This is a genomic window from Enterobacter cloacae complex sp. IR5441 (genome assembly GCF_049238215.1).
GTDB lineage: Bacteria > Pseudomonadota > Gammaproteobacteria > Enterobacterales > Enterobacteriaceae > Enterobacter > Enterobacter hormaechei_C.
In genome coordinates this window covers 554,002-578,487 of sequence record NZ_JBMKIA010000001.1, presented here as the reverse complement: position 1 = coordinate 578,487, position 24,486 = coordinate 554,002, and the positions used below count along the sequence as shown (strand labels likewise).

The 24,486-nt window shown below is 58.4% G+C and carries 23 protein-coding genes and 2 tRNA genes; 9 read left to right on the top strand and 16 right to left on the bottom strand.

Annotated features, from left to right (window positions below):
- Positions 1-41: 41 nt before the first annotated feature.
- The 11 genes from ACOTX5_RS02770 to mltB all read right to left on the bottom strand — a co-directional run bounded on the left by ACOTX5_RS02770 (position 42) and on the right by mltB (position 9,883).
- Positions 42-118, bottom strand: a tRNA-Arg gene (locus ACOTX5_RS02770).
- A gap of 4 nt (positions 119-122) precedes the next feature.
- Positions 123-215: transfer RNA gene (locus ACOTX5_RS02765), tRNA-Ser, on the bottom strand.
- A gap of 342 nt (positions 216-557) precedes the next feature.
- Positions 558-743, bottom strand: a complete 186-nt coding sequence (csrA, locus tag ACOTX5_RS02760; RefSeq protein WP_000906486.1) for a carbon storage regulator CsrA — start codon at positions 741-743, stop codon at positions 558-560.
- Positions 744-984: 241 nt separating this feature from the next.
- Positions 985-3,612, bottom strand: a complete 2,628-nt coding sequence (gene alaS / locus ACOTX5_RS02755) for an alanine--tRNA ligase (protein ID WP_234101221.1) — start codon at positions 3,610-3,612, stop codon at positions 985-987.
- Between the two features lie 131 nt (positions 3,613-3,743).
- Positions 3,744-4,244 carry a recombination regulator RecX gene (gene recX / locus ACOTX5_RS02750; RefSeq protein ID WP_017382782.1) on the bottom strand — a complete coding sequence of 167 codons (501 nt, stop codon included), beginning with the start codon at positions 4,242-4,244 and terminating at the stop codon, positions 3,744-3,746.
- A 68-nt stretch (positions 4,245-4,312) separates the two neighbouring features.
- A complete protein-coding gene (gene recA, locus ACOTX5_RS02745) occupies positions 4,313-5,371 on the bottom strand; it encodes a recombinase RecA (RefSeq protein ID WP_015571667.1) in 1,059 nt (352 codons plus the stop codon).
- 89 nt (positions 5,372-5,460) lie between these two features.
- On the bottom strand, positions 5,461-5,958 hold the full coding sequence (gene pncC, locus ACOTX5_RS02740) for a nicotinamide-nucleotide amidase (protein WP_003862172.1): 498 nt from the start codon (positions 5,956-5,958) through the stop codon (positions 5,461-5,463).
- Positions 5,959-6,088: 130 nt separating this feature from the next.
- A complete protein-coding gene (locus ACOTX5_RS02735) occupies positions 6,089-6,967 on the bottom strand; it encodes a metal ABC transporter substrate-binding protein (protein WP_022649141.1) in 879 nt (292 codons plus the stop codon).
- Positions 6,968-6,981: 14 nt separating this feature from the next.
- Positions 6,982-7,842 (bottom strand): metal ABC transporter permease, encoded by an 861-nt coding sequence (locus ACOTX5_RS02730; RefSeq protein ID WP_015571669.1) that lies wholly within the window; start codon positions 7,840-7,842, stop codon positions 6,982-6,984.
- Positions 7,839-8,492 (bottom strand): metal ABC transporter ATP-binding protein, encoded by a 654-nt coding sequence (locus ACOTX5_RS02725; protein WP_015571670.1) that lies wholly within the window; start codon positions 8,490-8,492, stop codon positions 7,839-7,841. Before ACOTX5_RS02725 ends, ACOTX5_RS02730 begins: the two co-directional genes overlap by 4 nt.
- Before the next feature lie 290 nt (positions 8,493-8,782).
- Positions 8,783-9,883 (bottom strand): lytic murein transglycosylase B, encoded by a 1,101-nt coding sequence (gene mltB, locus ACOTX5_RS02720; RefSeq protein ID WP_015571672.1) that lies wholly within the window; start codon positions 9,881-9,883, stop codon positions 8,783-8,785.
- A 251-nt stretch (positions 9,884-10,134) separates the two neighbouring features.
- On the opposite strand from mltB, the gene srlA reads away from it, so the two are divergent.
- From srlA to gutQ, 7 genes are all read left to right on the top strand, one after another.
- Positions 10,135-10,698, top strand: a complete 564-nt coding sequence (gene srlA, locus ACOTX5_RS02715) for a PTS glucitol/sorbitol transporter subunit IIC (protein ID WP_015571673.1) — start codon at positions 10,135-10,137, stop codon at positions 10,696-10,698.
- Complete coding sequence (gene srlE, locus ACOTX5_RS02710; RefSeq protein WP_045911262.1) at positions 10,695-11,654, top strand: PTS glucitol/sorbitol transporter subunit IIB; 960 nt, start codon at positions 10,695-10,697, stop codon at positions 11,652-11,654. The genes srlA and srlE overlap by 4 nt, the downstream gene beginning before the upstream one ends.
- 12 nt (positions 11,655-11,666) lie before the next feature.
- Complete coding sequence (srlB, locus tag ACOTX5_RS02705; protein ID WP_045911263.1) at positions 11,667-12,029, top strand: PTS glucitol/sorbitol transporter subunit IIA; 363 nt, start codon at positions 11,667-11,669, stop codon at positions 12,027-12,029.
- A gap of 14 nt (positions 12,030-12,043) precedes the next feature.
- Positions 12,044-12,823 (top strand): sorbitol-6-phosphate dehydrogenase, encoded by a 780-nt coding sequence (gene srlD / locus ACOTX5_RS02700; protein ID WP_045911264.1) that lies wholly within the window; start codon positions 12,044-12,046, stop codon positions 12,821-12,823.
- Between the two features lie 91 nt (positions 12,824-12,914).
- Positions 12,915-13,274 carry a transcriptional regulator GutM gene (gutM, locus tag ACOTX5_RS02695; RefSeq protein ID WP_045911265.1) on the top strand — a complete coding sequence of 120 codons (360 nt, stop codon included), beginning with the start codon at positions 12,915-12,917 and terminating at the stop codon, positions 13,272-13,274.
- A 63-nt stretch (positions 13,275-13,337) separates the two neighbouring features.
- Entirely contained in the window at positions 13,338-14,111 is a 774-nt protein-coding gene (gene srlR / locus ACOTX5_RS02690; protein WP_015571676.1) for a glucitol operon DNA-binding transcriptional repressor SrlR, read from the top strand.
- Positions 14,104-15,069 (top strand): arabinose-5-phosphate isomerase GutQ, encoded by a 966-nt coding sequence (gene gutQ / locus ACOTX5_RS02685; protein WP_045911266.1) that lies wholly within the window; start codon positions 14,104-14,106, stop codon positions 15,067-15,069. The genes srlR and gutQ overlap by 8 nt, the downstream gene beginning before the upstream one ends.
- Here the strand turns inward: gutQ and norR are convergent.
- The gene (norR, locus tag ACOTX5_RS02680) at positions 15,066-16,580 is read right to left on the bottom strand and encodes a nitric oxide reductase transcriptional regulator NorR (protein WP_045911267.1); all 1,515 of its coding nucleotides are present in this window, start codon (positions 16,578-16,580) and stop codon (positions 15,066-15,068) included. The two genes, gutQ and norR, sit on opposite strands and share 4 nt — an antisense overlap.
- A gap of 187 nt (positions 16,581-16,767) precedes the next feature.
- Between norR and norV the strand changes: the two genes are divergently transcribed.
- Together norV and norW are read left to right on the top strand one after the other, a co-directional pair.
- Positions 16,768-18,216, top strand: coding sequence for an anaerobic nitric oxide reductase flavorubredoxin (norV, locus tag ACOTX5_RS02675; RefSeq protein WP_040118028.1), 1,449 nt, complete (start codon positions 16,768-16,770; stop codon positions 18,214-18,216).
- Complete coding sequence (gene norW / locus ACOTX5_RS02670; protein WP_015571680.1) at positions 18,213-19,346, top strand: NADH:flavorubredoxin reductase NorW; 1,134 nt, start codon at positions 18,213-18,215, stop codon at positions 19,344-19,346. The genes norV and norW overlap by 4 nt, the downstream gene beginning before the upstream one ends.
- A gap of 126 nt (positions 19,347-19,472) precedes the next feature.
- Here norW and ACOTX5_RS02665 read toward each other — a convergent pair whose 3' ends face one another.
- From ACOTX5_RS02665 to ACOTX5_RS02650, 4 genes are all read right to left on the bottom strand, one after another.
- Entirely contained in the window at positions 19,473-20,495 is a 1,023-nt protein-coding gene (locus tag ACOTX5_RS02665; RefSeq protein ID WP_033487574.1) for a HoxN/HupN/NixA family nickel/cobalt transporter, read from the bottom strand.
- Position 20,496: 1 nt separating this feature from the next.
- Positions 20,497-22,713, bottom strand: a complete 2,217-nt coding sequence (hypF, locus tag ACOTX5_RS02660; protein WP_017382792.1) for a carbamoyltransferase HypF — start codon at positions 22,711-22,713, stop codon at positions 20,497-20,499.
- 6 nt (positions 22,714-22,719) lie between these two features.
- Positions 22,720-23,265 carry an electron transport protein HydN gene (gene hydN, locus ACOTX5_RS02655; protein ID WP_017382793.1) on the bottom strand — a complete coding sequence of 182 codons (546 nt, stop codon included), beginning with the start codon at positions 23,263-23,265 and terminating at the stop codon, positions 22,720-22,722.
- Positions 23,266-23,398: 133 nt separating this feature from the next.
- Positions 23,399-24,436, bottom strand: coding sequence for a LacI family DNA-binding transcriptional regulator (locus tag ACOTX5_RS02650; protein ID WP_322934345.1), 1,038 nt, complete (start codon positions 24,434-24,436; stop codon positions 23,399-23,401).
- Positions 24,437-24,486 lie beyond the last annotated feature (50 nt).

Genomic DNA, 24,486 nt, shown 5'->3' with positions numbered 1-24,486 from the left:
TCGATATTCATATCACTTCGAAAGCAATATGAAGTAATAGATGGTGCATCCGGGAGGATTCGAACCTCCGACCGCTCGGTTCGTAGCCGAGTACTCTATCCAGCTGAGCTACGGATGCAAAATGGCGGTGAGGCGGGGATTCGAACCCCGGATGCAGCTTTTGACCGCATACTCCCTTAGCAGGGGAGCGCCTTCAGCCTCTCGGCCACCTCACCACACAACGCCTCTTTCGAGTGCTTCGAGCAACTCGTTAAGAGCTTCTCGTCGCTGCGTGGCGCATATATTACTTTCTGGGACTTATAAGTCAAACAATTTTCCACATGCTTTTTTCGTTTGCACAATTCGCACGCAATTCGCATGTAAAAGCCGCAAAGAGAGTGTTTTATAAGCGGATTTTGCAGGCATCTTCACAGAATTGTGTTGAGAGAAGCGCGTCTTTTGGATGAGATAAGATTATGAGAGTGGTCAAAAACGAAGCGTTTGAAATAGAACGGTAACTTTATGCAGGAAAAATAGCAGGAGGGTTGCGTCTCGCCCGACAGCGAGACGCGACAATATCAGTAACTGGACTGCTGGGATTTTTCAGCCTGGATACGCTGGTAGATCTCTTCACGGTGGACAGATACTTCTTTAGGAGCGTTAACACCAATACGTACCTGGTTACCCTTTACCCCTAAAACTGTCACGGTGACCTCATCCCCAATCATGAGGGTCTCACCAACTCGACGAGTCAGAATCAGCATTCTTTGCTCCTTGAAAGATTAAAAGAGTCGGGTCTCTTGTATCCCGGCATTATCCATCATATAACGCCAAAAAGTAAGCGATGACAAACACGTAAAGTGTAAGCAGTCACGGCATCACATTCTGTTAAACGTAAGTTTAGCCGATATACACAAACTCAACCTGACTTTATCGTTATCGATAGCGCAGTGAGCAAGACGCCATAACGTTACCGCTATGGCGTCTGCTTGTGCTTTGTAGTTATTACAGTTTCGCGCTTACCCAGCTTTCAACGCTGGCTAATGCCGCGGGAAGTGCCGCCGCATCCGTACCACCGGCTTGCGCCATGTCCGGACGACCGCCACCTTTGCCACCCACCTGCTGGGCGACCATGCCAATCAGTTCCCCTGCTTTAACACGATCCGTCACATCCTTAGAGACGCCCGCAATCAGAGAAACCTTACCCTCTGCGACCGTTGCCAGCACGATAACCGTCGAACCAAGCTGGTTCTTCAGATCGTCGACCATGGTACGCAGCATCTTAGGCTCAACGCCCGCCAGATCGCTGACCAGCAGTTTGACGCCCTTAATGTCTACCGCTTTGCTGGAGAGGTTTGCGCTCTCCTGCGCCGCAGCCTGTTCTTTCAGCTGCTGGAGTTCTTTTTCCAGCTGACGGGTACGATCCAGCGCGACACGCACTTTTTCGCCCAGGTTCTGACTATCGCCTTTCAGCAGCTGCGCGATCTCGTGCAGCTGGTCGCTCTGCGCATGCAGGCTGGCAATCGCGCCTTCCCCGGTCACCGCCTCAATACGGCGCACGCCTGCCGCCGTCCCCGACTCGGAAACGATGCGGAACAAGCCGATGTCACCGGTACGGGATGCGTGAGTACCGCCACACAGTTCGGTAGCGAAGTCGCCCATGCTCAGCACGCGAACGCGGTCGTCATATTTCTCGCCAAACAGCGCCATCGCACCTTTCTTCTTCGCTGCCTCGAGATCCATGATGTGGGTTTCGATTGGCAGGTTACGGCGGATCTGGGCATTCACCAGGTCTTCCACCGCACGAATTTCAGACGGCTTCATCGCTTCAAAATGCGAGAAGTCGAAACGCAGCACTTTGTCATTAACCAGAGAACCTTTCTGTGCAACGTGCGTACCCAGCACTTCGCGCAGGGCTGCGTGCATCAGGTGGGTTGCCGAGTGGTTCAGACGAATGCGCGCGCGGCGAGCCTCGTCAACGTTGGCCTGAACGCCCTCGCCCACTTTCAGAGAGCCGGAAACCAGTTTGCCCTGGTGACCAATCGCCTGACCGTATTTCTGGGTATCGCTTACGCTGAAGCTGAAGCCATTGCCTTTCAGTTCGCCTTTATCGCCAACCTGACCGCCCGATTCCGCATAGAACGGCGTTTTATCCAGGATAACAACCGCTTCCTGGCCCGCGCTAATGCTGTCTACGGCTTTACCGTCAACAAACAGCGCGGTCACATTGCTGGTCAGGGCCAGCTCTTCGTAGCCTTTAAATTCAGACGCGCTATCAACGCGGATCATCGCGTTGTAGTCCGCGCCAAAACCGCTGGATTCACGCGCACGACGACGCTGCTCTTCCATTGCGGCTTCAAAGCCTGCTTCGTCAACTTTGATGTTGCGCTCGCGGCAAACGTCCGCGGTCAGGTCAACCGGGAAGCCGTAGGTGTCGTACAGGCGGAAAGCGGTTTCGCCATCCAGCGTGTCGCCCTTGAGTTTCGCCAGCTCGTCGTCCAGCAGCGCCAGACCGCGCTCCAGCGTACGGGCAAACTGCTCTTCTTCGGTTTTCAGAACCTGTTCAACCTGCGCCTGCTGGCGTTTCAGCTCGTCACCGGCAGAGCCCATCACGCCAATCAGTGGCCCAACGAGTTTATAGAAGAAGGTGTCCTTCGCGCCCAGCATGTTGCCATGGCGGATCGCACGACGAATGATACGACGCAGCACATAGCCACGGTTTTCATTCGACGGGATAACGCCGTCAGCAATCAGGAACGCACAGGAACGAATATGGTCTGCGATAACGCGCAGTGATTTGTTGCTCAGATCGGTTGCGCCCGTTACCTCAGCAACGGCTTTGATCAGGGTGCTGAACAGGTCAATCTCATAGTTGGAGTTAACGTGTTGCAGAACGGCCGCGATACGCTCAAGGCCCATACCGGTATCTACGGACGGTTTTGGCAGCGGCTCCATGGTGCCGTCGGCCTGACGGTTGAACTGCATGAAGACGATGTTCCAGATCTCAATGTAGCGATCGCCATCTTCTTCCGCGCTTCCCGGAGGGCCACCCCAGATGTGGTCGCCATGATCGTAGAAGATCTCGGTGCACGGACCGCAAGGGCCGGTGTCGCCCATCTGCCAGAAGTTATCAGACGCGTAAGGCGCGCCTTTGTTGTCACCGATACGGATGATACGTTCGCGCGGGATACCCACTTCTTTTTCCCAGATGTCGAACGCTTCGTCATCGGTCTCATACACGGTCACCCACAGACGCTCTTTCGGCAGATTGAACCAGTTTTCACCGGTCAGCAGTTCCCACGCGTATTGAATGGCATCGTGTTTGAAATAGTCGCCGAAGCTGAAGTTACCCAGCATTTCGAAGAAGGTGTGGTGGCGCGCGGTGTAACCGACGTTTTCCAGATCGTTGTGTTTACCGCCCGCACGCACGCAACGCTGTGAGGTTGTGGCGCGGGAATAATTACGCTTGTCGAGACCAAGGAACACATCCTTGAACTGGTTCATCCCGGCGTTGGTAAACAGCAGAGTCGGGTCATTGTTCGGTACCAGGGAGCTGCTGGCAACAACCTGGTGTCCCTTACTATGGAAAAAATCGAGAAACGCCTGACGGATCTCAGCGGTGCTCTTGCTCATAATTATCCTGAAATCAAGCTAACGAAATGTCGCAGCAGATCTGTATCTGTAAACAGTTGGACGGACCAGCTACTGGAAAAAGTGGGAATAAGATAAGTTTTCTTTAGTGGGAAGTAAAATCCCGCATGCGTTCAATCGGTAAAATTACGCCAGATATCCTGAATATCTTCCATCAGGAAGCCGCGGTAGAGCAAAAAGCGCTGGATTTTAACTTTTTCTGAAAATTCACGCGGCAGCGGCTCACCGTACTTTCGTACCGCCTGCTCACGCGCCAGTTCGCACCAGTCAATTTCACTTTCGCGCATGGCTTTTTCAATCGATTCACGGGCTACGCCTTTCTGGTTCAGCTCCTGGCGGATACGCGCTGGCCCATAGCCTTTACGACCACGGCTGGCAAGAAAGCGAGCGGCAAAACGGCCGTCATCCAGATAGTGATGCTCGTAGCACCAGGCAACCACGCGGTCATAATCTTCCGCGGTGGCATCAATGTCTTCCGGACCGTTTTTGCTCATGACGGGCGCTGACAGTTTCCGCCGCAGCTCCTGTTCGCTATGGTCACGCACGGCAAGAATACGCACGGCCCGATCCAGCAAGCGTGAGTAGGCTGGTCGGCGTGATGTCGGTTCACTCATAAAAAACCTGTCGATTCAGAAATGCAAAAAGGGCCGCATCAGCAGCCCTTCATTTTTATCCGAGAGGATTAAAAGTCTTCGTTGGTTTCTTCAGCATCCGCGCCGTCGACCACGAAATCAGGTTTAGAGTCCTGGTTGTTCAGCAGGAGTTCACGCACCTTCTTCTCAATCTCTTTCGCCGCCGCCGGGTTCTCTTTCAGCCAGGAGATAGCATTCGCTTTACCCTGACCAATCTTGTCACCGTTGTAGCTGTACCATGCGCCCGCTTTTTCAATCAGCTTCTCTTTCACGCCCAGGTCAACCAGCTCGCCGAGGAAGTTGATACCTTCGCCGTAGAGGATCTGGAACTCAGCCTGTTTGAACGGTGCTGCGATTTTGTTCTTCACAACCTTCACGCGGGTTTCGCTACCGACTACGTTATCCCCCTCTTTCACCGCGCCGATACGGCGGATATCCAGACGGACAGAAGCGTAGAATTTCAGTGCGTTACCGCCGGTGGTGGTTTCCGGGTTACCGAACATTACACCAATTTTCATACGGATCTGGTTGATGAAGATCAGCAGCGTATTGGACTGCTTCAGGTTACCCGCCAGCTTACGCATCGCCTGGCTCATCATACGTGCCGCGAGGCCCATGTGAGAGTCACCGATTTCACCTTCAATTTCCGCTTTTGGCGTCAGCGCCGCAACGGAGTCGACGATGATCACGTCAACCGCGCCTGAGCGCGCCAGCGCGTCACAAATTTCCAGTGCCTGCTCGCCGGTGTCCGGCTGGGAGCACAGCAGGTTGTCGATATCAACGCCCAGTTTACGGGCATAGACCGGGTCCAGCGCGTGCTCGGCATCGATAAACGCACAGGTTTTACCTTCGCGCTGTGCCGCCGCAACAACCTGCAACGTCAGGGTAGTTTTACCCGAGGATTCCGGACCGTAGATTTCTACGATACGGCCCATCGGCAAACCGCCAGCGCCCAGTGCGATATCAAGAGAAAGCGAACCAGTGGAGATAGTTTCCACATCCATGGAACGGTCTTCACCCAGGCGCATGATGGAGCCTTTACCGAATTGCTTTTCGATCTGGCCCAGTGCTGCCGCCAACGCTTTCTGTTTGTTTTCGTCGATAGCCATTATTACTCCTGTCATGCCGGGAGAAGCAACTGCGCTTCACCATGGACTTCTGTTCTGTTGAGGCAATTATACTGTATAGTCATACAGTATCAAGTATTTTGTAGAAATTGTTGCCAGAGCGTTTTTAACGCGTATTCCGTTGCCTGACGACGCACGCTTTCGCGGTCGCCGCTGAAGCATTCCCGGCGGGTGATCCCTTCACCTTTTGAGGTGGCAAAGCCAAACCAGACGGTGCCGACAGGCTTCACGTCGCTGCCGCCGTCCGGCCCCGCGATACCGCTGATGGAGATAGCGTAATCTGCGCGCGCCTCTTTCAGCGCGCCAATCGCCATCTCGATCACCACCGGCTCGCTGACCGCGCCATGCTGCTCAAGCGTGGCTTCACGCACGCCGATCATCTGCGCTTTCGCCTCGTTACTGTAGGTCACAAAGCCGCGTTCAAACCAGGCGGAACTGCCAGCAATATCGGTAATTGCTTTCGCCACCCAGCCGCCGGTGCAGGATTCTGCGGTCGTGAGAGTCGCGCCGCGCTGTTTCAGCGCCAGCCCCACCACTTCGCTTAGCTGCATCAATTCATGGTCAGTCATTCACGCTCCAGGCCTTAGAAAAACATGCAGCACAAGATAGCACTTTCTCATCAAATATGGGGATGCGCGTCGGGTTTTACGAGGGGGCTTCAGAAAAAAGCCGATGCGGGCGCATCGGCCAGAGAGACGCTTATTTCATGCTGTTAGCGAGGGTGTCCACATTGTGGCGAAACGCCTTGACGTAGGTGTCCGCCACGCCGCCCTTCGCGGACAGCGCTTCCGGGTAAAGTTCACCACCCGGCTGGGCGCCCGTGGCGGTCGCAATCTGCTTCACCAGGCGTGGGTCAAGCTGGTTTTCCATAAACCAGGTTTTCACGCCGTCAGCTTTAATCTGATTGATGATCTCCGCTACCTGCGCCGCGCTGGCTTCACTCTCAGACGACAGCCCCTGCGGCGCCATAAACGTCACACCGTAGGCGCGGCTGAAATAGCCGAAGGCGTCGTGGCTGGTCAGCACTTTGCGCTTCGCCTGTGGGATGTCGCTGAAACGCTTTTTAGCCCAACCGTCCAGCTGAGAGAGCTGCGCAATATAGGGTTTACCGGTAGCTTCAAGCGCCGCCGTATCTTCAGGATCGGCCTTCACCAGCCCTGAGAGAATATTTTGCGCATACAGCGCGCCGTTCGCCGCGCTGTTCCACGCGTGCGGATCGGTCACGGTTTTACCGTCCTCTTCCAGCGTGTGCGTTTTCACGCCGTCCGAAGCAACCACCAGCTGGCCTTTGAATCCGGAGGCTTTCACCAGACGGTCGAGCCAGCCCTCCAGCCCCAGCCCATTGACCACCACCACGTCAGCTTTACTCAGCGCCGCGCTGTCTTTGGGCGAGGGTTCGAAAGTATGGGGATCACCGTCCGGCCCCACCAGCGTCGTCACCTTCACACGATCGCCGCCAACCTGCTGCGTGATGTCTCCCAGGATGGAAAAGCTGGTCACCACATTAAGCGTTTTCGCCATTACGCCGTGCGTCATCATGCCGAGCGCGAGCGCCACGGCTAATCCTGTACGTTTCATCGTTTCCCCTTGCGTTAAAAAAGCGCCCGCAGGCTATCCGCCAGCCTGCTGCGCGTGCCAAATAAAACTGAAATAAAGAACAATGCGCTGGCGGTCAGCACAATGGAGGGCCCGGCGGGCAGACTCACTGCCCAGGAAAGGCTTAAGCCCAGCCACGCGCAAAAAATACCGCTGATACCCGCCATCAAAAGTAACCCTGGCAGTGTGCGCACCCAGCAGCGTGCCGCCACGGCGGGTAACATCATCAGCCCGACGGCCATCAGCGTGCCGAGCACCTGAAAACCGGCTACCAGGTTGAGCACCAGCAGCGCCAGAAACAGACCGTGTAACATCCCGGGCAGCCAGCGCGCGTTCACCTGCAACCACGCGGTATCAAACGCTTCGCTGACCAGCCCCCGATAAAAAATCGCCAGCGTGAGGAGCGTGAACATGCAAACGCCCGTCACGAACAGGGCTGACGCGCTATCCACGGCGAGAATGGAGCCAAACAGAAGATGAAGCAGATCGACATTTGAACCGCGCAGCGACACCAGCGTGACGCCCAGCGCCAGCGAGCCCAGGTAAAACCCTGCGAAGCTGGCATCCTCTTTAAGCGGCGTGCGGCGGCTGACCAGCCCGGCCACCAGCGCAACGGCGATCCCGGCAATAAACCCGCCGACAGTCATTGCCAGCAGCGACATCCCGCTGAGCAGATAGCCCACCGCGACACCCGGCAAAATGGCGTGAGAAAGGGCGTCCCCCATCAGGCTCATCCGACGCAGTTGAAGAAATACGCCCAGCGCAGTGGTGCTGACGGAGAGCGCCAGGCAAACCACCAGCGCGCGCCGCATAAAGCCGTACTCAATAAACGGCTGGAAGAAGAGATGCCAGATCATGCCACCCTCACCCGCTCGGTTTTCCAGTGCGGCGTATCAGCATCCAGCCGCAACGTTTGTGGGAAGTGGCGCGAGACGCGTTCGCTGTCGTGCAGTACCGCCAGCAGGGTCTGCCCCTGCATATACATCTCCAGCATCAGATCCATCAGCACGTTGCAGGTCGCTTCATCGACGCCGGTGAAAGGCTCATCCAGCATTACCAGCGGCGCCTGCTGCACCAAAACGCGGGCAAACAGCATGCGCTGAAACTGGCCGCCGGAAAGTTCATCTATGGTAGAGAACGCCATGGACTCCAGCCCCACGCGCTCCAGCGCGCCGGCAATGCGCATGCGGGTATCCCGACGAAAACCGGCAAACAGAGAGATTGCTGGCCAGCAGCCCATACTCACCACGTCCTGCACGGTCAGAGGAAATTGCGCCTCCAGCGCGTGACGCTGCGCCAGCCAGCCCACCACCGGACGTCTCCCCTGCCAGCGAAACGTACCGCTGACGGGCGGAATAAAGCCGGCGAGCGTTTTCAGCAGCGTGGATTTACCGCAGCCGTTGGCCCCGACGATGGCGGTCATGCTCCCGCGTTCAATCACGCCGGACAGCGCGCGCGTAACGGGCTGACGTTCGTAACCCGCCACCAGGTCGTTCATCACGATCATGGCAACGCCACCGCCCAGCGCACGGCCAGGCCGAGAAACAGAATGAGCACCAGCGCCAGCAGCAGCCGAACCGGGGATGAGAGAGAAAACAGGGACATGGATATCTCAATTCAAAAATAATGTTATAACATAACAATAATGAAAGTCGATTAAGATGTAAACGGTGGGAGTGAAATGGGAGTGTGGCGAAATGTTTCTGCAAACTTCCCTCTCCCGTGGGAGAGGGTCAGGGTGCGGGCAGCCATGCCGGGTGGCGGCGTTGCCTTACCCGGCCTACCCGTCAGGGTAACTTACTGGCTAAACGGTGACGCTGCCGGCACACGCGCCTGAGACACCGCCAGCCCCAGCTGCCACACCGCCATCGCATAGTGCGTGCTGTGGTTGTAGCGGGTAATGGTGTAGAAGTTCGGCAGCCCGAACCAGTACTGATAACCGGTTCCGACATCCAGGCGCAGCAGGCTCACCTGGTCAACATTGCCCAGCGGCTGCGACGGCGTTAAGCCTGCCGCTGCCAGCTGCGCCACGCTGTATTTGGTTTTAAATCCGTTTTCCAGACCAAACGCCTCGCCGTTCGCCTGCACCGCCACCTGGCCGCCCGGCGTCCAGCCATGCGCTTTGAAGTAGTTGGCCACGCTGCCAATGGCGTCTTCGGGATCCCACAGGTTGATGTGACCATCCCCGTTAAAATCTACCGCGTACTGCTTATAGGAGGACGGCATAAACTGGCCGTAGCCCATTGCCCCGGCGAACGACCCTTTCAGATCGAGCGGATCGTCCTGTTCGTCTCGCGCCATCAGCAGGAAGGTTTCCAGCTCGGAAGAGAAATACTCGGCGCGGCGCGGGTAGTTGAAGGAGAGCGTCGCCAGCGCATCAAGGATGCGGGTTTTACCCATAATGCGTCCCCAGCGGGTCTCGACCCCAATAATACCGACGATGATCTCCGGCGGCACGCCATAGACCTGCCACGCACGGTTCAGGGCGTCTTCATACTGATTCCAGAACACCACGCCATTCTGCACGTTGTCCGGGGTAATAAACTGTTTGCGATAGCGCAGCCACGCGCCGTTTGGCCCGGTCGGCACCTGGGCTGTCGGCGCCTGCCTGTCCATCAGGCGCAGCACGTAGTCCAGACGCTTCGCCTGAGACAAAATGGCATGCAGCTGCTGGCGGTCAAAACCGTGCTTGCTCACCATTTTATCGATGAACTGTTCGGCCGCAGGGTTATTCGCGAAGTCGCCGCCCATCTGCATCATATTGTGCTGCGGCTCCAGCAGGAATCCTCCGGAAGGCGCGCCCGCCGTTGGCTGAGCGGCTTCGGTCTTGGGTTTGCTACTACAGGCGGACAGGAGAATAAGCGCAGGCAACAGCGCTGCATAACGACGCTTGAACATGTGGCATCCATTTAACGAGTTCGGTAAGAACCCAGTATGGTAAAGCATCCCCAACTCCTCAAGGAAGCGGTACGCACCTCCCCGACGCAAATCCGTGCTTTTCTCCACCAAAAATTATTCACCTCATCAATAAACTTTCAAAATAATACATTTTTCTTTCATTGCGAGATCTGATTAACACTTTAAAACCTTTCAAAGTGATTATTATTAGCCGCAGATAGACAAAAACAAACGCCCTACAGGAGAGAAGAATGATAGAAACCATCACCCACGGCGCCGAGTGGTTCATCGGGCTGTTTCAGAAAGGCGGCGAGGTCTTCACCGGCATGGTGACCGGGATCCTGCCCCTGCTGATCAGCCTGCTGGTGATCATGAACGCGCTGATTAACTTTATCGGCCAGCAGCGTATTGAACGCTTCGCCCAGCGCTGTGCCGGCAATCCGCTGTCCCGCTACCTGATCCTGCCCTTCATCGGCACCTTTGTGTTCTGCAACCCGATGACCTTAAGCCTCGGCCGCTTTATGCCAGAGAAGTACAAGCCGAGTTATTACGCCGCCGCCTCCTACAGCTGTCATTCAATGAACGGCCTGTTCCCGCACATTAACCCCGGCGAGCTGTTTGTTTACCTCGGGATTGCCAGCGGTCTCACTACGCTGGGACTGCCGCTCGGCCCGCTGGCAGTGAGCTATCTGCTGGTCGGCCTGGTGACCAACTTCTTCCGCGGCTGGGTAACGGACCTCACTACCGCCATTTTTGAGAAAAAAATGGGCATTCAGCTTGATGAGAAAGTTCAGCTTTCGGGAGCCACAGTATGAACCGGATCCGCATAGAGAAAGGCACGGGCGGCTGGGGCGGCCCGCTGGAGTTCGACGCCATCAAAGGCAAAAAGATCGTCTACATCACCGCGGGCACTCGCCCGGCGATCGTCGACACGCTGCGCGAGCTGACCGGCTGGGAAGCGGTCGACGGCTTCAAAGAGGGTGAGCCGCCGGAAGCGGAAATCGGCGTGGCGGTGATCGACTGCGGCGGCACCCTGCGCTGCGGCATCTATCCGAAGCGCCGCATTCCGACGGTGAATATTCACTCCACGGGCAAGTCAGGCCCGCTGGCGCAGTACATCCTTGAGGATATTTATGTCTCTGGGGTGAAGGAGGACAACATCACGCTGGTGAATGGCACATCCGCGCCGCAAAAAGCGGCCCCGCGCGACTACGACACCAGCAAAAAAATCACCGAGCAGAGCGACGGCCTGCTGGCGAAGGTCGGGATGGGGATGGGGTCCGCCGTGGCGGTGCTGTTCCAGTCCGGGCGCGACACCATCGACACGGTGCTGAAAACCATTCTGCCGTTTATGGCGTTCGTCTCGGCGCTGATCGGCATCATCATGGCCTCCGGCCTCGGCGACTGGATTGCCCACGGCCTCGCCCCGCTCGCCAGCCACCCGCTCGGGCTGGTGACGCTGGCGCTGATCTGCTCCTTCCCGCTGCTGTCGCCGTTTCTCGGCCCGGGCGCGGTGATTGCCCAGGTCATCGGCGTGCTGATTGGCGTGCAGATTGGTCTGGGGAATATTCCCCCGCACCTCGCCCTGCCCGCCCTGTTTGCCATTAACGCCCAGGCGGCGTGCGACTTCATCCCCGTCGGGCTGTCGCTGGCGGAAGCGCGCCAGGAGACCGTGCGCGTGGGCGTCCCCTCCGTGCTGGTGAGCCGCTTCCTGACGGGCGCGCCAACGGTGCTGATTGCCTGGTTTGTCTCCGGCTTTATTTATCAATAAGAGGTTCCTGCCATGACCGTGATTTACCAGACCACCATTACCCGCATCGGCCAGAGCGCGGCCGATGCGCTCAGCGACCAGATGCTGATCACTTTCCGCGAAGGGGCGCCTGCGGATATCGAAGAGTTTTGCTTTATCCACTGCCACGGCGAGCTGAACGGTGAGCTGAAGGCCGGAAGCCAGCTGGAGCTGGGCAAGGCGCGCTATGCCGTAACCGCCGTCGGTGAGGTCGCCGAGCAAAACCTGCGCGAACTGGGGCACATCACCCTGCGTTTCGACGGCCAGCCGCGGGCGGAGTATCCCGGCACGGTTCACGTTGAGGGGCCGGTTCCGCAGGCTGTCACCCCAGGCTGCACGTTAAAATTTATTTCGTAATAAAGGAGAGACACATGAGTCAGGTTGCCGTTGTCATTGGTGGGGGACAAACCTTAGGCGAGTTCCTCTGCCATGGGCTTGCCGCAGAGGGCTACCGCGTGGCGGTCGTGGATATTCAGAGTGAGAAAGCCGCCCGCGTAGCGGACGCCATCAACACTGAGTTTGGCGAAGGGATGGCGTATGGATTTGGCGCCGACGCCACCAGCGAGCAGAGCGTGATGGCGCTGGCCCGCGGCGTGGATGAGATTTTTGGTCGCACCGATCTGCTGGTCTACAGCGCGGGGATCGCGAAGGCGGCCTTTATCAGCGATTTCGAACTGGGGGATTTTGACCGCTCGTTGCAGGTGAATCTGGTGGGCTATTTCCTCTGCGCCCGCGAATTTTCCCGTCTGATGATCCGCGACGGTATTCAGGGTCGCATCATTCAGATCAACTCAAAATCGGGGAAAGTGGGCAGCAAGCACAACTCCGGCTACAGCGCGGCGAAGTTTGGCGGCGTCGGGCTGACGCAGTCTCTGGCGCTGGATCTGGCCGAATACGGGATTACCGTGCACGCGCTGATGCTGGGTAACCTGCTGAAATCCCCAATGTTCCAGTCCCTGCTGCCGCAGTATGCCGACAAACTTGGCATCAAAGCGGAGGACGTCGAACAGTACTACATCGACAAAGTGCCGCTGAAGCGCGGGTGCGATTATCAGGACGTGCTGAACATGCTGCTGTTTTACGCCAGCCCGAAAGCCTCGTACTGCACCGGGCAGTCGATTAACGTTACCGGTGGGCAGGTGATGTTCTGAGTTCATTCCCCGGTGGCGCTGCGCTAACCGGGGCTACAATCCCCGTAGGCCGGGTAAGGCGCAGCCGCCACCCGGCAGTTAAGGAGCCGATATGGTCACCGCACTCATCACCGTCGCCGCCCTCGCCTGGCTTTGCCAGATGGCGTTTGGCGGCTGGCAAATCCGTCAGTTTAACCGCGCCTTTGATGCCCTGTGTCAGAAGGGACGCGTGGGCGTCGGGCGTTCCGGGGGACGCTTCAAACCGCGAGTTGTCGTCGCTGTTGCGCTGGATGAAAACAATAAGGTCTGCGATTCCCTCATCATGCGCGGCGTAACGGTGTTTGCCCGTCCGACCAAAATCCAGGCGATCAACGGCATTTCGCTGCATGAATTACAACCTGATGTGATCTTCCCCCATGATTCACTCTGTCAGAATGCACTATCATTAGCGCTTAATCTGAAACAGGGATAATTTCGTTGTGAAAGTTATAAACTTGCGGAATTATCATTTCGCAACGTAAGGAACGAAGCGCCTATGAAACCTCGTCAGCGGCAGGCGGCCATACTTGAGCATCTGCAAAAGCAGGGAAAGTGCTCGGTAGAGGATCTGGCCCACTACTTTGACACCACCGGCACGACAATACGCAAGGACCTGGTGTTGCTCGAAAACTCCGGCGCCGTCATTCGTACCTACGGCGGCGTGGTGCTCAATAAAGACGAAGCCGACCCGCCTATCGACCACAAAACGCTGATCAATACCCACCAGAAAGCGCTGATTGCCGAAGCCGCCGTCAAATTTATCCAGGACGGCGATTCCATCATCCTCGACGCAGGCAGTACCGTCCTACAGATGATCCCGCTGCTCAGCCGCTTTAATAACATCACCGTGATGACCAACAGCCTGCACATCGTCAATGCCCTGTCCGAGTTCGACAGCGAGCAGACCATCCTGATGCCCGGCGGCACCTTTCGTAAAAAATCCGCGTCGTTTCACGGGCAACTGGCGGAGAATGCCTTCGACCACTTTAGCTTCGATAAGCTGTTTATGGGCACCGACGGCATCGACCTCAACGCGGGCGTGACCACCTTCAACGAGGTGTTCAGCGTCAGCAAAGCGATGTGCAACGCCGCGCGGGAAGTGATTTTGATGGCGGACTCGTCGAAGTTTGGCCGTAAAAGCCCCAACATTGTCTGTAGCCTTGAAAGCGTCGATAAGCTGATTACCGACGCAGGTATCGATCCGGCATTTAAAAAAGCGCTGGAAGCGAAGGGCATCGACGTGATCGTAACCGGAGAGAAAAATGAGTGATTTTCTGTTAAACGCAGGCCGCCAGACCCTGCTGCTGGAGCTACAGGAAGCCAGCCGCCTGCCGGAGCGTCTGGGTGAAGATTTTGTTCGTGCAGCCAACACCATTATCCACTGCGAGGGCAAAGTGATCGTGGCGGGTATCGGTAAATCCGGTCATATCGGCAAGAAGATTGCCGCGACGCTTGCCAGCACCGGCACCCCGTCGTTCTTCGTGCATCCTGCCGAAGCGCTGCACGGCGATCTGGGGATGATCGAAAGCCGCGACGTGATGCTGTTTATCTCCTACTCCGGTTCAGCCAAAGAGCTGGATCTCATCATCCCTCGCCTGCAAGAAAAATCGGTGGCCCTGTTAGCGATGACCGGCAAATCCCGTTCGCCGCTGGCGTTGGCCGCGAAAGCAACGCTGGATATTTCCGTTGAGCGCGAAGCCTGTCCGATGCACCTGGCACCGACCTCCAGCACCGTCAACACCCTGATGATGGGCGACGCGCTGGCAATGGCGGTGATGCAGGCGCGCGGTTTTAATGAGGAAGATTTCGCCCGTTCGCATCCGGCAGGTGCGCTCGGCGCACGCCTGCTCAACAAGGTTCACCACCTGATGCGCATCGACGATGCCATTCCGCAAGTTAAACTCGACACCAGCGTGATGGACGCCATGCTGGAGCTGAGCCGCACCGGGCTGGGGCTGGTTGCGGTATGCGACAATGACCGCCAGGTGAAGGGCGTCTTCACCGACGGCGACCTGCGCCGCTGGCTGGTGGGCGGCGGCAAGCTGGAGGCGCGGGTATCCGAAGCAATGACCCGGGGCGGGCTGACGCTGAATGCCGACAGCCGCGCCATTGAAGCCAAAGAGGTGCTGATGAAGCGCAAAATCACCGCCGCGCCGGTGGTGGACGAGCACGGCAGGCTGTGCGGCGCGATCAACCTGCAAGACTTCTACCAGGCGGGGATTATTTAACCCTTCAGCCCCAGACGTTTCGCCAGCCTGTGAAGGTTGGCGACGTCCATCTCCAGCGCCCGCGCGCACGCCGCCCAGCTGCGGTTATTCTGCTCCAGCACGCGGGCGATCATCTGACGCTGGAACGCATCCGTCGCCTCGCGCAGGTTTTCGTTCACGCTCTCAGGTATCACCGGCTTCACGGACGGCGTCGTTTCCTCATGCAGCGCGAAATGGCGCGCATGAATAACCACTTCATCCCCCGAACGCGTTGCCCGCGCCAGCACTACCGCGCGGTGGATCGCATGTTCCAGTTCACGCACGTTACCCGGCCAGCCGTAGCTCAGCAGGTGCGTCCTCGCGCCGGGGCTTAGCACCACGCGGGAAAGCCCCATTTTGAGCCGACACTGTTCGCAGAAAAAGCCCGCCAGCAGCACCACATCCTCGCCACGCTCGCGCAGCGGCGGCACCGTGAGCGGGAACACGCTCAGACGGTGGAACAGATCGGCACGGAAATTCCCCGCCAGCACCTCTTCGCGCAGATCGCGGTTCGTCGCCGCCAGCACGCGCACATCCACGCGTAAGCTGCGATCGTCACCCACGCGTTGAATATCGCCATACTGCAACACCCGCAGCAGTTTGGCCTGGAGCGAAAGGGAGAGTTCGCCAATTTCATCGAGGAACAGCGTGCCGTTATCAGCCATTTCGAACTTGCCGCTGCGGTTGCTGATCGCCCCGGTAAAGGCCCCTTTGACGTGTCCGAACAGCTCGCTTTCCGCCACGCTTTCCGGCAGCGCCGCGCAGTTGAGATAGACCAGCGGATTCACCGCACGGGGCGAGGCTTCGTGGATCGCTTTTGCCACCAGCTCTTTACCGGTGCCGGTCTCCCCGAAGATCAGCACGTTCAAATCAGACGCGGCGACAATCTCAATCTCTTTTTTGAGCTGCGCCATGCCTGGCGAAAGGCCGATCATTTCGGTGTGCGCCACCTGCTCAAACGCCGTCGGGCTACCCGGAAGAATATTCTGGCTCTCCAGCTGTTCTATCAGCAGGGCGTTGTTCAGCGCCCCGGCCGCCAGCGCAGCAATCAGCCGTAGCTCTTCGTCGCTGAAGGTATCGAACTGATCAGGCGACATGCCGTCGAGGGTTAACGCGCCAATCAGGTTCTGCCCGGCAAACAGCGGCAGGCCGATACAGGCGTGCACCTTCAGGCTCTCCTGTCCGGGGATCAGGCCGTCGTACGGGTCGGGCAGATCGCTGTCTGCCGGAAAACGCACCACGTCACCCGCACGGGCGATAGTTTCCAGACGCGGGTGGCCCTCCAGGGTAAAGCGCCGCCCGAGTACGTCCTTCGCCAGACCGTCGATAGCCAGCGGAATAAACTGCCGCCCTTCGTAACGCAGCAGCGCCGAGGCATCGCAATCCAGCACGTGGCGCAACGTGGAGATCAGCCGCTGAAAGCGGTCCTGATGACCAATACCGGTTTGCAGTTCTATGGCGATCTTCGCCAGCACATCTACGGAAAAGCTCATCTCTGCCTCACTGTCATTTTGACAATGCATAGTGTCATATTGACAATTTTTAAGATAGTCAAAATGACTACCCATTAGGAAGCATTAAATTATTAATTCATGATTTTCAATGAGTTAAAAAGTTGGCACACAACTTGATATATGACAGTCATCTTATTTGAAAACGCCGTATTAAGTTGAGGTTGATATGTCTATTCTGGTTAAAAATAACATTCATTGGGTGGGTCAACGTGACTGGGAAGTACGTGATTTTCACGGGACGGAATACAAAACGCTGCGCGGCAGCAGCTACAACAGCTATCTCATTCGTGAAGGTAAAAACGTCCTGATCGATACCGTCGATCACAAATTCAGCCGCGAGTTCGTGCAGAACCTGCGCAGCGAAATCGATCTGAACGAGATCGACTACATCATCATCAACCACGCGGAAGAGGATCATGCCGGGGCGCTGACCGAGCTGATGTCCCACATTCCGGATACCCCAATCTACTGCACCACCAACGCCATTGACTCCATCAACGGTCACCACCACCATCCGGAGTGGAACTTCCACACCGTGAAAACCGGCGACACGCTGGATATCGGCAACGGCAAACAGCTGATCTTCGTGGAAACCCCAATGCTGCACTGGCCGGACAGCATGATGACCTACATGACCGGTGACGCGGTGCTGTTCAGTAACGACGCCTTCGGCCAGCACTACTGCGACGAACGTCTGTTCAACGACGAAGTGGATCAGACCGAGCTGTTCGAACAGTGCCAGCGCTACTACGCCAACATCCTGACCCCGTTCAGCCGTCTGGTCACGCCAAAAATCACCGAGATCCTCGGCTTCAACCTGCCGGTGGATATGATTGCCACCTCCCACGGCGTGGTATGGCGTGAAAATCCAACCCAGATCGTCGAACTGTACCTGAAGTGGGCGGCGGACTATCAGGAAGATCGCATCACCATCTTCTACGACACCATGTCCAACAACACCCGCATGATGGCGGACGCCATTGCCCAGGGCATCAACGAAGTTGACCCGAACGTGGCGGTGAAAATCTTCAACGTGGCGCGCAGCGATAAGAATGAGGTATTGACCAACGTCTTCCGCTCCAAAGGCGTGCTGGTGGGTACCTCCACCATGAATAACGTGATGATGCCGAAAATTGCCGGACTGGTGGAAGAGATGACCGGCCTGCGCTTCCGTAACAAACGCGCCAGCGCCTTTGGTTCACACGGCTGGAGCGGCGGCGCGGTAGACCGTCTCTCCACCCGTTTACAGGATGCCGGTTTTGAGATGTCCCTGAGCCTGAAGGCGAAATGGCGTCCGGATCTCGACGCGCTGGAAATCTGTCGCCAGCACGGTCGCGACATTGCCCGCCAGTGGGCGCTTGCGCCGCTGCCGGAAACCGCACCCGCCGCGGCGGTTACGCCGGAAGCCGTAGCAGAAGCCGCTCCTGCCGCGGCCGACCTCGGCCCTTGCATGCAGTGCAGCGTCTGCCAGTGGATTTACGATCCTGAGCTGGGCGAGCCGTTGCAGGATGTCGCGCCGGGTACGCCGTGGAGCGAGGTGCCGGACAACTTCCTCTGCCCGGAATGTTCCCTCGGGAAAGACGTCTTTGATGAACTGGCAACGGAGGCAAAATGAGCCACGGCATCGTCATTATCGGCTCGGGCTTTGCCGCCCGCCAGCTGGTGAAAAATATCCGCAAACAGGATGCTAACGTGCCGTTGACGGTGATCGCCGCCGACAGCATGGATGAGTACAACAAGCCTGATTTAAGCCACGTCATTAGCCAGAATCAGCGCGCCGACGATCTCACCCGCCAGACGGCGGGGGAGTTCGCAGAACAGTTTAACCTGCGTCTGTTTCCGTACACCTGGGTCACCGACATCGACGCCGACGCCCACGTGGTGAACGCGAAAGATAAAACCTGGCAGTACGACAAGCTGGTGCTGGCGACGGGGGCATCGGCGTTTGTGCCGCCGGTTGAGGGCCGCGAGCTGATGGTCACGCTCAACAGCCAGCAGGAGTATCAGGCCAGCGAGACCCTGTTACGCGACGCCACGCGGGTGATGATTGTCGGCGGCGGGCTGATTGGCACCGAGCTGGCGATGGACTTCTGCCGGGCGGGAAAATCCGTCACCCTGGTTGACCACGCGGCCAGCATTCTGTCAGCGCTGATGCCGGCAGAAGTAAGCAGTCGCTTACAGCATCGTCTGACCGACATGGGCGTACATCTGCTGCTGAAATCGCAGTTGCAGAGCCTGAGCAAAACCGAAACCGGCATTTGTGCGACGCTCGACCGCAACCGCAGCGTTGAAGTGGATGTGGTTATTGCGGCGACGGGGTTGCGCCCGGAAACCGCGCTGGCGCACCGCGCAGGCGCAGAGATCAATCGCGGCGTGAAGGTGGACAGCTACCTGCAAACCACCCAGCCGGACATTTATGCCCTGGGCGACTGCGCGGAAATTAACGGCCAGGTGCTGCCGTTCCTGCAACCGATTCAGTTAAGCGCCATGTTCCTGGCGAAAAACCTGCTCGGCGGCAACGCCCCGGTGAAATTACCCGCCATGCTGGTGAAGGTAAAAACGCCGGAACTACCGCTGCATCTCGCAGGTGAAACGCAGCGTCAGGATCTGGACTGGGAGATTGTCCTTTCGCCTCAGGGCATGGTGGCGCGCGGCACCGATACCGACGGTCAGATGCGCGCCTTTGTCGTCAGCGAAGACAGAATGAAGGAGGCCTTCGCGCTGCTGAAATCGCTACCAGCTTAACCCTCGTCATGCCGGGTGGCGCTCCGCTTACCCGGCCTACAGTACTGCCACGCTTACTTAACCTTTGGATTTTGTTGTCCACCGCCCCGATGTCCCGGGGCTTTTTTTATCGCTACACTTTCAGCGTCAGGAGCGCACCACCAGCGCGTCATAACCGCGCCAGCGATAGTTCGCCATCGAGATCAGCCAGCAGGCGACAAACAGCCCGACCACCACAAATCCGGCATCGCCCAGGTTATCGTTCACCGCGCCAATCAGATCCCACACGCCGCCGCTGAGGGCGAACTTGTCCATCAGCAGACCCAGCGCTTCCAGGCCGCCGATAAACAGCGCCACCACCACCGAAGTGCCGGTGATGGTCATGTTGTAGTAGAGCTTGCGCTGCGGCTTGTTAAACGCCCAGCCGTAGGCACCCACCATCAGCAGGTTATCGAGCGTATCCACCAGCGCCATGCCGCTGGCGAAGAGCGCCGGGAAGATCATGATCGACCACACCGACATCCCGCTGGAGGCGCTGGCGGCGGAGATCCCCAGCACGCCGATTTCGGTGGCGGTGTCGAACCCCAGGCCGAACAGGAAACCGACCAGGTACATCTGCCAGCTTTTATTGACGAGGCGGAAGGTTTTGCCGAACAGCCAGTTCATGACGCCGCCCTGTGCAGGCAGCGTTATGTCGCCCTGCACGGGATTGCCGTGTTTCAGCGCCTGAAAACTGCGCCAGACGCCGCGCAGGATCACCATATTCACCAGCGCCATCGCCAGCAGGAAGGTGGCGGAGACGGCGGTGCCAATCAGGCTGCCGGTTTCGTGGAACCATGCCATGTTTTTCTGAAACGCCGTGGCGGTCGCGGCGATAGCAATGGAGGCCAGCACCACGATGGTGGAGTGTCCGAGGGAAAACCATGCGCCCACGCCGGACGGGCGCTTGCCCTGCTGCATCATTTTACGCGTCACGGTATCAATCGCGGCGATATGGTCGGCATCCACCGCATGACGCAGTCCGTAACACCAGGCCAGCAGGCTGGCCGCCATCAGCGCCGTACTGCCGCTAAAGGTGTGCCACGCCAGCCCCCAGGCCAGCAGGTTAGCCATCCCGAGAGCCAGCAGCAGGCACGCTGCACGAGGTTCATTGCGTAAAAGTCGTAACATTTTAAATCCCTTGTGAACATGATCGGGCGGCAGCAACCACCGCCTGCCCGAAGGAGATCGCTCCGTCGCCTGCGGGCAGGCGCGAAGGAAAAAGAAGCGTGAAATCAGAAAGGTAATGACGAAGGCGCGCGCGCAGCAGGCGGTTGTGAAGGACGCCGCCGCTGAAGCACACCGTAGAGAGCGACCGTCGGCGGGCATGCGTTGCCGCCAGTTCGCTCAGCCCTTTTGCCAGCGCATCGTGAAAAGCCCAGGCACGCTCGCCGGGTTCCGCCCGCCAGGTAAGCCACTGTTGCCAGAACAGCGCAAGGTTATCCGTCTGGAGCGTCACCGGATGATCAACCCCTGCGCAGCGTTCGGCCAGCGCCTCCAGCCGGCACGCGGCTTCGCCCTCATAGCGTTGCGTTTCAATGCCCAGCGCACAGGCCACGGCGTCGAACAGACGACCACAGGAGGAGGCCCGCGGCGCATTGATACCGCGCGACACAGCCGTTGCCAGCAGCGGCCAGTTTTGACGCTGTACCACCTCTGTTTCCGGGTACTGCTGCCAGTCAGGTACGAACGCCAGACAGTGGGCGAGCAAATTGCGCCACGGCTGTTTTGCCGCCAGATCGCCCCCCGGCAGCGCAACGGCTGGCAGACCGCCCAGCCGTTCGCAGTCGCGATAGTTCACCCGCAGGCACTCGCCGCCCCACAGCGCACCGTTCTCGCCCATGCCGATCCCGTCCAGGGTCAGGGCAATAACATCCCCGCCGTCGAGCGGCCAGCCATTCTCCGCCAGACACGCTGCCGCATGCGCATGATGATGCAGCACGGTCTCAACGGGCAGCGCCTGCGCCCGGGCCCACAGTCGGGCGTGATAACCCGGATGGGCATCGCATACCACGCGCTCAGGCTGAAAGGCGTAGATGTCCTGCATCGTCGAGAGCGCACTGCGCCACTGCGCCTCTACCCCCTCGTCACTCAGATCGCCAAAATGCTGGCTCAGCACCGCCTGGTTGCCACGCACCAGGCTAAAGGTGTTTTTCATCTCCGCGCCGGTGCATAACATGGGCGGGATGTCGCGGAATCCGGCGGGCAATGTGATGGCATCCGGCACAAAACCGCGTGCGCGACGCAGCATCGTGCCCTCCTGGTCCATCACTGAATCATCCATCCGTTGCAGGATGTCGCGGTTGTGCAGCAGGAAGCCGTCAGCGATGTCACTGAGTTCTTCCAGCGCCTGCTGGTTGCTTATGGCGGGTGGATGGCCGCTGAGGTTGCCGGAGGTCATCACCAGCGGGCGCTGGCAGTCCAGCATCAGCAAATGCTGGAGCGGGTTCGCAGGCAGCATCACGCCGACCGTATCCAGCCCCGGCGCAATCTCCTCAGGAAACGCAGGAAGGCAGGCTTTTGGCGTCAGCACAATCGGCGCAGCGGGTGAACGTAACAGCGTCTGGATGGCCTCCGGCAGATCGTCCGCATGCGGGATCATCACCGCCAGCGGCCTGGTCGGGCGCTGCTTGCGTGCCCGTAATTTCCGAACCGCCTGCGGGTTAAGCGCGTCGCAGACCAGGTGAAAACCGCCCAGCCCTTTGACCGCCACAATCCCGCCGCCTTCCAGCATCGCCACCGCCGCGCTTAACGCCGATTCGCGGGTGGCAGCAGCCTCCCCGGCTCGCCACTCCAGCTGCGGTCCGCAATCCGGGCAGGCCACCGGCTGGGCGTGAAAACGCCGGTCAGCCGGGTTGCGGTACTCCGTTTCACAGGGCACACAGAGCGGGAATGGCGCCATTGACGTGGCCGGGCGGTCATAGGGCATGGCGCGGATAATGGTAAACCGCGGCCCGCAGTGGGTGCAGTTGATAAACGGGTAGCGGTAGCGACGTTCGCGGGGATCGCGCATCTCCACCAGGCATGCGGGACAGGTGGCGGCATCCGGGACGATTTGCGTGTCCATCGCCCCGCTCTCGCTGTGGCGGATGACAAACTCATCCGGCAGCGTCGTCCAGCTGAACGGCTGCGTTTCAATGCGATCGATGCGCGCCAGCGGTGGGCAGTCCTGGCGCAGTCTCGCGGTAAAGTCACCCCCACTGCCCGCGAGACGCACCAGGACACCCTCTCCGTCGTTGCAGACGTCGCCTGCCAGCCCCAGCTGGTGCGCAAGCTGCCAGACGAAGGGACGAAATCCTACCCCCTGCACCTTGCCGCGCACCCGAAGCTGTACGCCGTTAACGCGCATCGCAATTTAAAACAGCAGCGATGATGAGGTGTCGAACGCCGCGCGGCGGCGTTTTTCGGCACTCATCTGTTCGAGCTTGTCGCGATCGACGCAGACCAGCGCATGCGTCGGACAGGCTTCCATACACGCCGGACCGGCATCGCGGTGGTAGCAGAGGTCACATTTATTGGCTTCGGCTTTCTCCGCGCGTACGCTCAGCCCGATACCGCTGTTGCGCACCACCGGGCGAACCACCACCTCCATCGCGCCATACGGACACGCCACCACACAGGTTTTGCACCCGATGCAGCGCTCCTGCATCACATGCACGAAGCCTTTCTCGCGCTTAATCGCCCCGTTCGGACAGACGTTGGCGCACGGCGCGTCTTCGCACTGGCGACAGATAGCGGCGGTAGAAATATTCACGCCTTTAATGACGTGGATGCGCGGCAGGAAGGTATCAGGGGTGAGAGAGGCGCAATCCTGCTCTGCCTGATGGGACACCACGCACGCCACTTCACAGGTACGGCAACCAATGCATTTGCTGGCATCGGCCATAATAAAACGGTTCATCTGCTTCTCCGGCATTACTGTTATGCGCGAAGCTATTCATAAACCGTGCCAATATTTAATGCATTGATTTTATAGGGAAATTTAAAAGAGAAGGATCTGTCATCGTCATTAGTGACGATGACAGATGTCGACGTCAGCGATGCGGGCCGTCAATGACGGAGTCGCGCAGGATAAGCTCGCCGGAGAAGGTTTGCTGAGGCTTAAACTCACCGCCGTCGAGCATGAAAATCATACGGCTGATGGTCTCCTGAATCATCTCCGTTACTGGAATACGCACGCTGGAGAGGGACGGCACGATATAGGGCGCGATTGCCACATCGTCAAAGCCGATGACGGACACTGCGCCCGGCGTGGCGACGCCGCTCTCGTGCAGCTGCCTGATGGCGCCAATCGCCATGTCGTCGTTACTCGCCACCAGCGCGGTAAACGTTTCGCCGCGGGTGAGCAACTGAGAGACCGCCGCCGCGCCGCTGGCCGGGTTCCACTTCCCTTCGGCGATCAGCGCGTCGCGAACTGCAATCCCGTGCTGCGCCAGCGCGTCCTTGTAGCCGGAAAGACGCTCCACCCCGGTGGGGGAATCCAGCGAACCGGTGATAAACGCAATCTCCCGGTGGCCTTTCGCAATCAGCTGCGATACTGCGTCCTGACACGACGCTTTATGATCGGACCAGACGCTGTGACTGCTGTTTTTCCGCAAACGGCGGTTGAGCACCATGATCGGCTGCTCGCATTTCTCAATGATCTCGTCCAGCGCTTCCACGCTCAGAAAACGCGGATAGATGATTACCGCGTCGCAGCGCATGTCGAGCAGGTACTGGATCGCCTCGCGCTCCTCTTCGGCGCTGTGCTTGCCGTCCGCCAGGATCAGCTGACGCCCCTTCTCTTCCGTCATCCGCGCGGCGTTAAACAGCAGCTCGCTAAAGTAGACCCCATGGTACAGGGTGTTCGTCACCACCAGCCCCAGGGTCTGGGTGCGTTTGGTCGCCAGGTTTCGCGCCAGCAGATTGGGGCGATACCCGCTCTCTTCGATGGCCTGAAACACGCGGTCTTTCGTCTCCTGGCTGACGTAACCGTTCCCCGACAGTACCCGGGAGACCGTCGCTTTTGATACGCCTGCCCGCTTCGCCACTTCCAGCATCGTGGTCATATTATTATTCCGTCTGAACCTGATGGGCGCAGTGTACTGCACCGCAGAAAAATTGTCGCAGCGGCGTTATCACG

What these genes read in the sequence shown, in the direction of transcription:
- mltB (WP_015571672.1), bottom strand. Translation starts at nt 9,883, where the DNA reads ATGTTCAAGCGTCGTTATGCAGCGCTGTTGCCTGCGCTTATTCTCCTG.
- hypF (WP_017382792.1), bottom strand. Translation starts at nt 22,713, where the DNA reads ATGCGCGTTAACGGCGTACAGCTTCGGGTGCGCGGCAAGGTGCAGGGG.
- recA (WP_015571667.1), bottom strand. Translation starts at nt 5,371, where the DNA reads ATGGCTATCGACGAAAACAAACAGAAAGCGTTGGCGGCAGCACTGGGC.
- norW (WP_015571680.1), top strand. Translation starts at nt 18,213, where the DNA reads ATGAGCCACGGCATCGTCATTATCGGCTCGGGCTTTGCCGCCCGCCAG.
- norR (WP_045911267.1), bottom strand. Translation starts at nt 16,580, where the DNA reads ATGAGCTTTTCCGTAGATGTGCTGGCGAAGATCGCCATAGAACTGCAA.
- csrA (WP_000906486.1), bottom strand. Translation starts at nt 743, where the DNA reads ATGCTGATTCTGACTCGTCGAGTTGGTGAGACCCTCATGATTGGGGAT.
- hydN (WP_017382793.1), bottom strand. Translation starts at nt 23,265, where the DNA reads ATGAACCGTTTTATTATGGCCGATGCCAGCAAATGCATTGGTTGCCGT.
- alaS (WP_234101221.1), bottom strand. Translation starts at nt 3,612, where the DNA reads ATGAGCAAGAGCACCGCTGAGATCCGTCAGGCGTTTCTCGATTTTTTC.
- srlB (WP_045911263.1), top strand. Translation starts at nt 11,667, where the DNA reads ATGACCGTGATTTACCAGACCACCATTACCCGCATCGGCCAGAGCGCG.
- recX (WP_017382782.1), bottom strand. Translation starts at nt 4,244, where the DNA reads ATGAGTGAACCGACATCACGCCGACCAGCCTACTCACGCTTGCTGGAT.
- srlE (WP_045911262.1), top strand. Translation starts at nt 10,695, where the DNA reads ATGAACCGGATCCGCATAGAGAAAGGCACGGGCGGCTGGGGCGGCCCG.
- ACOTX5_RS02735 (WP_022649141.1), bottom strand. Translation starts at nt 6,967, where the DNA reads ATGAAACGTACAGGATTAGCCGTGGCGCTCGCGCTCGGCATGATGACG.
- pncC (WP_003862172.1), bottom strand. Translation starts at nt 5,958, where the DNA reads ATGACTGACCATGAATTGATGCAGCTAAGCGAAGTGGTGGGGCTGGCG.
- srlD (WP_045911264.1), top strand. Translation starts at nt 12,044, where the DNA reads ATGAGTCAGGTTGCCGTTGTCATTGGTGGGGGACAAACCTTAGGCGAG.
- gutM (WP_045911265.1), top strand. Translation starts at nt 12,915, where the DNA reads ATGGTCACCGCACTCATCACCGTCGCCGCCCTCGCCTGGCTTTGCCAG.
- norV (WP_040118028.1), top strand. Translation starts at nt 16,768, where the DNA reads ATGTCTATTCTGGTTAAAAATAACATTCATTGGGTGGGTCAACGTGAC.
- srlR (WP_015571676.1), top strand. Translation starts at nt 13,338, where the DNA reads ATGAAACCTCGTCAGCGGCAGGCGGCCATACTTGAGCATCTGCAAAAG.
- ACOTX5_RS02665 (WP_033487574.1), bottom strand. Translation starts at nt 20,495, where the DNA reads ATGTTACGACTTTTACGCAATGAACCTCGTGCAGCGTGCCTGCTGCTG.
- ACOTX5_RS02730 (WP_015571669.1), bottom strand. Translation starts at nt 7,842, where the DNA reads ATGATCTGGCATCTCTTCTTCCAGCCGTTTATTGAGTACGGCTTTATG.
- gutQ (WP_045911266.1), top strand. Translation starts at nt 14,104, where the DNA reads ATGAGTGATTTTCTGTTAAACGCAGGCCGCCAGACCCTGCTGCTGGAG.
- ACOTX5_RS02725 (WP_015571670.1), bottom strand. Translation starts at nt 8,492, where the DNA reads ATGATCGTGATGAACGACCTGGTGGCGGGTTACGAACGTCAGCCCGTT.
- srlA (WP_015571673.1), top strand. Translation starts at nt 10,135, where the DNA reads ATGATAGAAACCATCACCCACGGCGCCGAGTGGTTCATCGGGCTGTTT.